At 71.9% G+C, this 8,868-nt stretch carries 5 protein-coding genes and 2 rRNA genes; all 7 read left to right on the top strand.

Features of this window, described 5'->3' with window-relative positions; translation table 11 throughout:
* A 23S ribosomal RNA gene (locus WIS52_RS04365) occupies positions 1-2,353 on the top strand; the annotation flags it as partial.
* Positions 2,354-2,433: 80 nt separating this feature from the next.
* A 5S ribosomal RNA gene (gene rrf / locus WIS52_RS04360) occupies positions 2,434-2,550 on the top strand.
* A 1,703-nt stretch (positions 2,551-4,253) separates the two neighbouring features.
* The gene (locus WIS52_RS04355; protein WP_349296762.1) at positions 4,254-5,729 is read left to right on the top strand and encodes a tetratricopeptide repeat protein; all 1,476 of its coding nucleotides are present in this window, start codon (positions 4,254-4,256) and stop codon (positions 5,727-5,729) included.
* Complete coding sequence (locus WIS52_RS04350; protein ID WP_349296761.1) at positions 5,726-6,724, top strand: HAD-IIA family hydrolase; 999 nt, start codon at positions 5,726-5,728, stop codon at positions 6,722-6,724. Before WIS52_RS04355 ends, WIS52_RS04350 begins: the two co-directional genes overlap by 4 nt.
* A 130-nt stretch (positions 6,725-6,854) precedes the next feature.
* The gene (locus WIS52_RS04345; protein WP_349296760.1) at positions 6,855-7,070 is read left to right on the top strand and encodes a hypothetical protein; all 216 of its coding nucleotides are present in this window, start codon (positions 6,855-6,857) and stop codon (positions 7,068-7,070) included.
* Positions 7,071-7,074: 4 nt separating this feature from the next.
* The gene (locus WIS52_RS04340) at positions 7,075-7,899 is read left to right on the top strand and encodes a TlyA family RNA methyltransferase (RefSeq protein WP_349296759.1); all 825 of its coding nucleotides are present in this window, start codon (positions 7,075-7,077) and stop codon (positions 7,897-7,899) included.
* The gene (locus tag WIS52_RS04335) at positions 7,896-8,828 is read left to right on the top strand and encodes an NAD kinase (RefSeq protein ID WP_349296758.1); all 933 of its coding nucleotides are present in this window, start codon (positions 7,896-7,898) and stop codon (positions 8,826-8,828) included. Before WIS52_RS04340 ends, WIS52_RS04335 begins: the two co-directional genes overlap by 4 nt.
* Positions 8,829-8,868: the final 40 nt, after the last annotated feature.

The following is an 8,868-nucleotide window of genomic DNA, read 5'->3' as shown; positions in this document are numbered from 1 at the left end:
AGTCGCGGGGTGTAGACCCGAAGCGGAGTGATCTACCCATGGCCAGGGTGAAGCGTCGGTAAGACGTCGTGGAGGCCCGAACCCACCAGGGTTGAAAACCTGGGGGATGAGCTGTGGGTAGGGGTGAAAGGCCAATCAAACTTCGTGATAGCTGGTTCTCCCCGAAATGCATTTAGGTGCAGCGTCGTGTGTTTCTCACCGGAGGTAGAGCACTGGATGGCCTAGGGGGCCGACAAGCTTACCGAAGTCAGCCAAACTCCGAATGCCGGTGAGTGAGAGCGCGGCAGTGAGACTGCGGGGGATAAGCTTCGTGGTCGAGAGGGAAACAGCCCAGATCACCGGCTAAGGCCCCTAAGCGTGCGCTAAGTGGGAAAGGATGTGGGATCGCTCAGACAACCAGGAGGTTGGCTTAGAAGCAGCCACCCTTGAAAGAGTGCGTAATAGCTCACTGGTCAAGTGGTCCTGCGCCGACAATGTAGCGGGGCTCAAGCGCACCGCCGAAGCCGTGGCAATGAGAATTTTTGTTCTTGTTGGGTAGGGGAGCGTCCTGCGTCTGGTGAAGCCCGGGAGTGATTTACGGGTGGAGGGTGTGGGAGTGAGAATGCAGGCATGAGTAGCGAATGCAGAGTGAGAATCTCTGCCGCCGGATGACCAAGGGTTCCTGGGCCAGGTTGTTCCGCCCAGGGTGAGCCGGGACCTAAGGCGAGGCCGTCAGGCGTAGTCGATGGACAACGGGTTGATATTCCCGTGCTCGTGATAGTGCGTCCATGCTGGGGCCGGTGATGCTAACCATCCGAACCCACCTTTCCTCCTTCGGGAGGGTTGTGTGGGGGAGCGTGGGATCCGATCCGGTAGTAGGCAAGTGATGGGGTGACGCAGGAGGGTAGCTCCGCCACGCGGTGGTTGTCGTGGTGTAAGCCTGTAGCCCGAGTCCCAGGTAAATCCGGGGCTCATTTGAGGGTGAGAGGTGATGCGTAGCCGATTGAGGCGAAGTGAGTGATCCCATGCTGTCGAGAAAAGCCTCTAGCGAGTGCTGTTGCGGCCCGTACCCCAAACCGACACAGGTGGTCAGGTAGAGAATACCGAGGCGATCGAGCGAACTGTGGTTAAGGAATTCGGCAAAATGCCCCCGTAACTTCGGGAGAAGGGGGGCCATCTACTGTGATACTCCTTGCGGGTGGAGCGGTGGGTGGTCGCAGAGACCAGGCCCAAGCGACTGTTTACTAAAAACACAGGTCCGTGCGAAGTCGCAAGACGATGTATACGGACTGACGCCTGCCCGGTGCTGGAACGTTAAGAGGACCTGTTAGCTGGTTTCGGCCGGCGAAGCGGAGAATTTAAGCGCCAGTAAACGGCGGTGGTAACTATAACCATCCTAAGGTAGCGAAATTCCTTGTCGGGTAAGTTCCGACCTGCACGAATGGCGTAACGACTTGGGCGCTGTCTCGACCACAGGCTCGGCGAAATTGCATTACGAGTAAAGATGCTCGTTACGCGCGGCAGGACGGAAAGACCCCGGGACCTTTACTATAGCTTGGTATTGGTGCTCGGTTCGGCTTGTGTAGGATAGGTGGGAGACTGTGAAGCGTACACGCTAGTGTGTGTGGAGTCGTTGTTGAAATACCACTCTGGTCGAATTGGGTGTCTGAACCTCGGGCCATGATCTGGTTCAGGGACAGTGCCTGGTGGGTAGTTTAACTGGGGCGGTTGCCTCCTAAAGAGTAACGGAGGCGCCCAAAGGTTCCCTCAGCCTGGTTGGCAATCAGGTGTTGAGTGTAAGTGCACAAGGGAGCTTGACTGTGAGACTGACGGGTCGAGCAGGGACGAAAGTCGGGACTAGTGATCCGGCACCTCCTCGTGGAAGGGGTGTCGCTCAACGGATAAAAGGTACCCCGGGGATAACAGGCTGATCTTGCCCAAGAGTCCATATCGACGGCATGGTTTGGCACCTCGATGTCGGCTCGTCGCATCCTGGGGCTGGAGTAGGTCCCAAGGGTTGGGCTGTTCGCCCATTAAAGCGGTACGCGAGCTGGGTTTAGAACGTCGTGAGACAGTTCGGTCCCTATCCGCCGCGCGCGTTGGAGACTTGAGGAAGGCTGTCCCTAGTACGAGAGGACCGGGACGGACGAACCTCTGGTGTGCCAGTTGTCCTGCCATGGGCACGGCTGGTTGGCTATGTTCGGGAGGGATAACCGCTGAAGGCATCTAAGCGGGAAGCCTGTTCCAAGATGAGGTCTCCCACCACCTTTGAGTGGGTAAGGCTCCCAGGAGATGACTGGGTTGATAGGCCGGAGATGGAAGCCTTGTGAGGGGTTTGAGTTGACCGGTACTAATAGGCCGAGGGCTTGCCACAACGAGTTGTTCGCATCCACTGTGTGACCCTGAGTCCACAACCATTGTGTGTGGTTGGGGGTTCTATAAGGGAATAGTGTTGTCGGTGGTCATTGCGGTAGGGGAACGCCCGGTCCCATTCCGAACCCGGTAGCTAAGCCTTCCTGCGCCGATGGTACTGCACTCGACAGGGTGTGGGAGAGTAGGTCGCCGCCGACATTCAACCTGTAGAAAGGGGAGTCCGAATCGGTCATGGAACCGATCGGGCTCCCCTTTTTTCGTATGTGTGCCGCCGTGGCTCCCTGTTCGGGAACGTGCGGCCGGGAGCGGCCGTGAGCCGCGGAAGTGACGGGGTTCGTTTGTATTCTGGTCGCGTGACGGACGGAGAGCGATCTGGCGGGGACCGTCCTGGTCGTGACGCCCGCGGACGTGGGCACGGCTCGGAGCGGTCGGGTGGACGCGGTGGCGCGCGGACCGGCGACGGCTGGTCCCGGGACGGCGAGCGGTCGGCCGGGGACCGGGGCAGGCGGGACGACGAGCGCGGAGCGGACCGGCGGCTCCGGGGTGACGGCGGGTACGACCGGAGTGCGGACGTCGGCCGTGGACGGTCCGGCGGCCGCGACGGCGGGTCCCGGCCGTGGCGCGACCGGAACGACAGCGGGTCCTCCGAGCGCGGCCGTCGAGACGACCGTGACCGCCCGCGAGGTGGAGCGGGCCGCCGGGAGGACCGGGACGAGCGGCGTGACGACGACCGGGGCGGCCGGGGTCGCCCCGGCGGCGTCCGCGGTGACCGGCCGGACCGGGGCGGGCGCGACGGCGGTGACTCGCGTGGCGGGTTCCGGCGTAGCGGTGGTGAGCGCGACGCCGGCTCGGCTCGGGGCGACCGCGGCTACTCCGACCGGAACCGTGGTGCCCGCGAGGACCGCGACGTCCGCAACCGCGACGACCGCGGTTCCCAGGACCGTCGGGGCCGGCGCGACGACCGCAGCTACCGGGACGACCGTGGTCGCGGCGACGATCGCGGGCCGCGCGACGGTGGTGGCTTCCGGAACGACCGGGGTCCCCGCGATGGCGGCGGTGTCCGCAACGACCGCGGCTCGCGAGACGACCGTGGTGCCCGCGATGGCGGTGGCTTCCGGAACGACCGTGCTCCGCGTGAGGACCGCGGCTTCCGGAACGATCGCGGTTCCCGTGACGGTGGCGGCTTCCGGAAGGACCGGGGTTCCGGCGACGGTGGCGGCTACCGGAACGACCGCGGTTCCCGCGATGGCGGGGGTTACCGGGACGACCGTGGCCCACGGACCGACCGCGGCCCGCGTGACCACCGGGGCTCCCGTGACGACCGTGGTCCCCGGGAGACCCGCGGCTTCCGCGACGACCGGGGTGGCGGCGAGGACCGCCGAGGCCGGCCCGACCGCGGCGCCCGCGACGACCGGGCTCCTCGCAGCTACCGCGACGACCGTCCGGCCCGGCGCGACGACGACCGCGGAGACCGCGGACCTCGACGTGACGACCGCGGTCCGGGCTCGCGCGGTCCGCGCGACGACCGCGCACCCTGGCGGGATCGGGATGCGCGCGGCGCAGGCGACCGCGCGAGCCGAGACCGGGGCGGTCGCGAGGACCGGCAGCCCGGCCGTCGCGACGACCGGCCGTTCCGGAGCCGGGACGACCGTCCCCACCGGGGACGCGAGGACCGTCCGTCCCGTGCGGACCGCGACGGCCGGGAGGCAGCCGAGGACCGGGACCCCGCCCCGCACGGGGAGTGGACGGCCCCGGCCGTCGACACCGCTCCGCGCACGGACAAGGCCCCGTCCCGGGACCGGGACGACGTCCCGCACGGCGACCCGGGCCGGCCGGTAGCCGCGACCGACGCGGCCACCGACGACAGCACGCGGTCGGCGGCGTCCGCGGTGCCGTCCGAGGTGGTCACCGGAGAGACGGGCGAGCAGCCCGCCGCCGAGGTGACCGCAGCCCCGGCCGTCGACGACCGGGATCGTGGACACGCCCCGGCCGAGGGCGACGGGCGCCGGACCGAGGACCGGCCGCGCGAGACGACGAACCGCGTCGAACCGCGGCCGCGGCGGGACGAGCCCCGTCGTGACGACCGGCCCCGCCGGGACCGCGATGGTCGCGGAGACCGCCCGTCCGGACGCCGGGACGACCGGCCGTCGCGGGGGCGGGACGACCGCCCGTTCCGGGGTCGGGACGACCGGGACCGTGGCAGGCCCGCCCGGGACGACCGGGAGCGGCCGCGCCGGGTGGTGGAGGCAGCGCACCAGCCGTACGTGGACGAGCCGCAGCTGCCGGACAGCATCAGCCCGTCCGAGCTCGACCCGGGCGTCCGGCGCGACCTGCGCGGTCTGCAGAAGGAGACCGCCGAGCTCGTCGCCCGGCACCTGGTCGCGGCCGGCGTGCTCGTCGACGACGACCCGGCGCTGGCTCTGGCGCACGCCCGCTACGCCCGTCGTCGTGCCTCGCGGATCGCGGTGGTGCGGGAGGCCGCCGGCATCGTCGCCTACCACGCCGGCGAGTGGAACGAGGCGCTCGGCGAGTTCCGTGCCGCGCGGCGGATGGGCGGCGGACCCGGGCACGTGCACGTGATGGCCGACATCGAGCGTGCGCTCGGCCGTCCGGAGCGCGCGCTGGACCTCGCCCGCAGCCCGGAGGCCCGCGACCTCGGCGACGAGGAGCGGATCGAGCTGCTGATCGTCGCCGCGGGTGCGCGCCGCGATCTGGGGGAGCGCGACGCCGCCGTCGTCGGCCTGCAGATCCCGGAGCTGGAGCCGCGGCGACGTGACCCGTGGAGTGCCCGGCTGTTCTACGCCTACGCCGACAACCTGTTCGCCGCCGGCCGCGAGGCCGACGCCGTCCAGTGGTTCGTGCACGCCCACGACGCGGACACCGAGCAGCAGACCGACGCCGCCGAGCGGATCGCGGAGATCACCGGCGAGGAGCTGCCGGGCACCGGCGACGACGGCGTCAGGATCGGCTACGAGGACGTTCCGGCTCAGGTGGCAGGGACGGTCCCGGCGGGCGGCGCTGGCGACGTGCTCGACCGCGGCGGGGCCGACCGCACAGAGGGTGCGCCGGTCGCGCCGGAGGCGGTGGAGGGCGCCGACACCGGGGGAGCCGACACCCGTGATGCCGACGCCGGAGTGACGGGCACCGTGGCCGACGCCGGCACCGTGCCTGACGACACCGACGAGGCGGACGTGACCGGGATCGACGCGACCGAGCAGCCGGAGACGGCGCCGGCGACCGGGCCGGCGGCCGCGGCGGCCGGCACGACTGCGGCGGCCGACACGGCCGGGCCCGGCGAGGCGGGCGCGGCGGCCGAGAGGCCCGAGCCGACCGAGGCGACCGGCGCCGAGGAGAAGGACGGCCCGGAGCGCCCGTGACCGACGACCTCCTGTCCCACCACGACGTCCTGCTCGCGGACCTCGACGGCACCCTGTACCGGGGCCCGGACCCCATCCCGGTTGCCGTCGAGGCCGTGTGCGACGCCGCCGCGCGCGGTGTCCCGACGGTCTACGTCACCAACAACGCGTCGCGCAGCCCGTCCGCGGTCGCCGCCCACCTGGCCGAGCTGGGGTTCCCGGCCGTCGTCGACGACGTCCGGACCAGCTCCCAGGCCGGTGCCGCGATGCTCGCCGAGCAGCTGCCGGCGGGCGCCCGGGTGCTCGTCCTCGGGACCGACGCGCTCGCCGACGAGGTCCGGGCCCGCGGGCTCGTTCCCGTGCGGACCGCCGAGGGGGCGGCCGCCGTCGTCCAGGGGCACTCGCCGGACACCGGCTGGCGCGCGCTCGCGGAGGCCGTCGTCGCCCTCGGTGCGGGCGCGTCGTGGGTCGCGACCAACGTCGACCTGACCCTCCCGACGGAGCGCGGGACGCTGCCCGGAAACGGCGCGATGGTGCAGGCCGTGCGGACGGCGTCCGGCGCGGATCCGCAGGTGGCCGGCAAGCCCGCCGCGCGGCTGCTCCGGGAGGCGCAGGGCGGGGCGACGCGCCCGCTCGTCGTCGGGGACCGGCTGGACACCGACATCGAGGGGGCGAACGCACTCGGTGCGCCGTCGCTGATGGTGCTGACCGGGGTGAGCGGCGCGGCCGACCTGCTCGCCGCGCCGCCGGCGCTGCGGCCGACCTACCTGGGGGCCGGCCTGGCCGCGCTGACCCGGCACCCGGACGAGCTGGCTCCCGGCCCGCGGGCCGGCTGGCGGCTCACGGCAGGCCCGGACGGGCTGCGGCTCACCGGGGACGGCGTCGGCTCCGCCGAACCGGCCCTGGACGCCCTGCGCACGCTCTGCGCGGCGGCGTGGGACCACGGCACCGGTCCGGTCGTCGCCGGCGACGACGCGGCGGGTGCGGCACTGCGGGAGCTCGGTCTCGGCGGATGACTCCGGTCGCGGCGCGCCGGCCGCCGGGGCCGCCCTCCGCCGTCGGCGGGGGAGCGGCCCTCCGTCCCGCCCGCTGTCGGTCCGTTCGGATACCGTGGCCGCCAGAACCCCGTCTGTCGGAGATCGATCCATGACCGTCCCCACCCCAGGCCCGCGCCCGGCCGACCCGCGGCCTCCCGAGGAGCGCCCGGCCGGTGACCTCGCCGCGCTCCGCGCCGAGGTCACCGGCGCCGTCGCGGCGCTCGACGAGCTCGCCGACCGCCCGGTGGCCGAGCACCCGGCCGCCTTCGAGCGGGTGCACGCGGCGCTGGGCCGCGCGCTCTCCGCCGGGCCGGAACGGGGCTGAGGAGATGGCGCCCACCCGCGCACGGCTGGACGCCGAGCTCGTCCGGCGCAAGCTGGCCCGGTCCCGGGGTCAGGCCGCAGAGCTGATCGCGGCCGGACGGGTCTCGGTCAACGGGATGCCCGCGGCGAAACCCGCGTCCGTCGTCGAGCGCGACGCGCCCGTCGTCGTGCGCGCCGACGACGGCGAGCCCGACTGGGCCTCCCGGGGAGCCAAGAAGCTGCTCGGCGCGCTCGAGGCGTTCCCCGGCGTCGACCCTGCCGGGCGTCGCTGTCTGGACGCCGGCGCGTCCACCGGCGGGTTCACCGACGTGCTGCTCTCCCGCGGCGCCCGCGAGGTCGTCGCCGTCGACGTCGGGTACGGCCAGCTGGTGTGGCGGCTGCAGTCCGACGAGCGGGTCCGCGTGCACGACCGCACCAACGTCCGCGCGCTCGAGCCGGACGCGATCGGCGGACCGGTCGACCTGACCGTCGCCGACCTGTCGTTCATCTCGCTGCGCACCGTGCTGCCCGCGCTGGCCGCGTGCACCGCGCCCGGCGGGGACCTGCTGCCGATGGTCAAGCCGCAGTTCGAGGTCGGGAAGCAGCGGCTGGGCTCCGGCGGGGTCGTCCGGGACCCGGGGCTGCGCGCCGAGGCGCTGCACGACGTCGCGACCGCGGCGGCCACGGCCGGGCTGCGGGTGCTCGGCGCCGCCGCCAGCCCGTTGCCCGGGCCGTCCGGGAACGTCGAGTACTTCCTGCACCTGGGGCGACCGGACACCGGGGAGGACCCCGGAGCCACCGGGGACCTCGGGCCGATGCTGGCCGCCGCCGTCGCGGACGGACCGGCATGAGGGAGATCCTGCTCGTCCTGCACACCGGGCGGCCGGCCAACCGCAAGACCGCGATGCACGTGATGAACGAGCTGGGCCGGCTGGGGCTCCGTACCCGGGTGCTCGCCGACGAGTGGGCCGAGCTCGGCCCCGACCCCGATCTGCCGCCCGAGTGGGCTCCGGTGCCGGTCACGGCCGCTGACGACGCGGCGGCCGGTGCCGAGGCGGTCCTGGTCCTCGGGGGCGACGGCACGCTGCTGCGCGCCGCGGACCTGGCCCGCCCGGCCGGCGTACCGCTGCTCGGGGTCAACCTGGGCCACGTCGGGTTCCTCGCCGAGGCCGAGGAGGACACCCTCGACGAGGCGCTGGAGAAGCTCGCCGCCGGTGCCTACGAGGTGGAGGAGCGCACCACCGTGGCGGCCGTCGTCCGCTCGAACGGGCACGTGCTCGGCCGCGGGTGGGCGCTGAACGAGGCCGTCGTCGAGAAGACCACCCGTGGCCGGATCCTCGAGGTCGTCCTGGAGGTCGACGGCCGCCCGGTGTCGTCGTTCGGCTGCGACGGCGTCCTCTGTTCCACGCCGACCGGTTCCACCGCCTACGCCTTCTCCGCCGGCGGGCCGCTGATCTGGCCGCAGGTGCAGGCGCTGCTCGTCGTGCCCAGCAACGCGCACGCCCTGTTCGCGCGGCCCATGGTGATCGCGCCGGACAGCGTGCTCGCGCTGGAGGTGTCCGCCGAGGGCGGCTCCGCCGTGCTCGACTGCGACGGCCGGCGCACCGTGCCCGTACCGCCGGGAGCCCGGGTCGAGCTGAGTCGGGCCGCCGACCCGGTACGGATGGTGCGGCTGGCCGCGCAGCCGTTCGCCGACCGGCTGGTGCGCAAGTTCGACCTCCCGGTGCGCGGCTGGCGCGGCGCTCAGCAACGGCGGGACGACGGCCGTTCGAACGCCTGATCGACCGTTCGGCGCACGCGAACATGCGTTCGCCCCTCGG

Source organism: Pseudonocardia nematodicida (assembly GCF_040105385.1).
Taxonomy (GTDB): domain Bacteria; phylum Actinomycetota; class Actinomycetes; order Mycobacteriales; family Pseudonocardiaceae; genus Pseudonocardia; species Pseudonocardia nematodicida.
The sequence above is the reverse complement of the archived record's forward strand: the minus strand, read 5'-3'. Positions and strand labels throughout refer to the sequence as shown.

What these genes read in the sequence shown, in the direction of transcription:
- WIS52_RS04340 (WP_349296759.1), top strand. Translation starts at nt 7,075, where the DNA reads ATGGCGCCCACCCGCGCACGGCTGGACGCCGAGCTCGTCCGGCGCAAG.
- WIS52_RS04335 (WP_349296758.1), top strand. Translation starts at nt 7,896, where the DNA reads ATGAGGGAGATCCTGCTCGTCCTGCACACCGGGCGGCCGGCCAACCGC.
- WIS52_RS04345 (WP_349296760.1), top strand. Translation starts at nt 6,855, where the DNA reads ATGACCGTCCCCACCCCAGGCCCGCGCCCGGCCGACCCGCGGCCTCCC.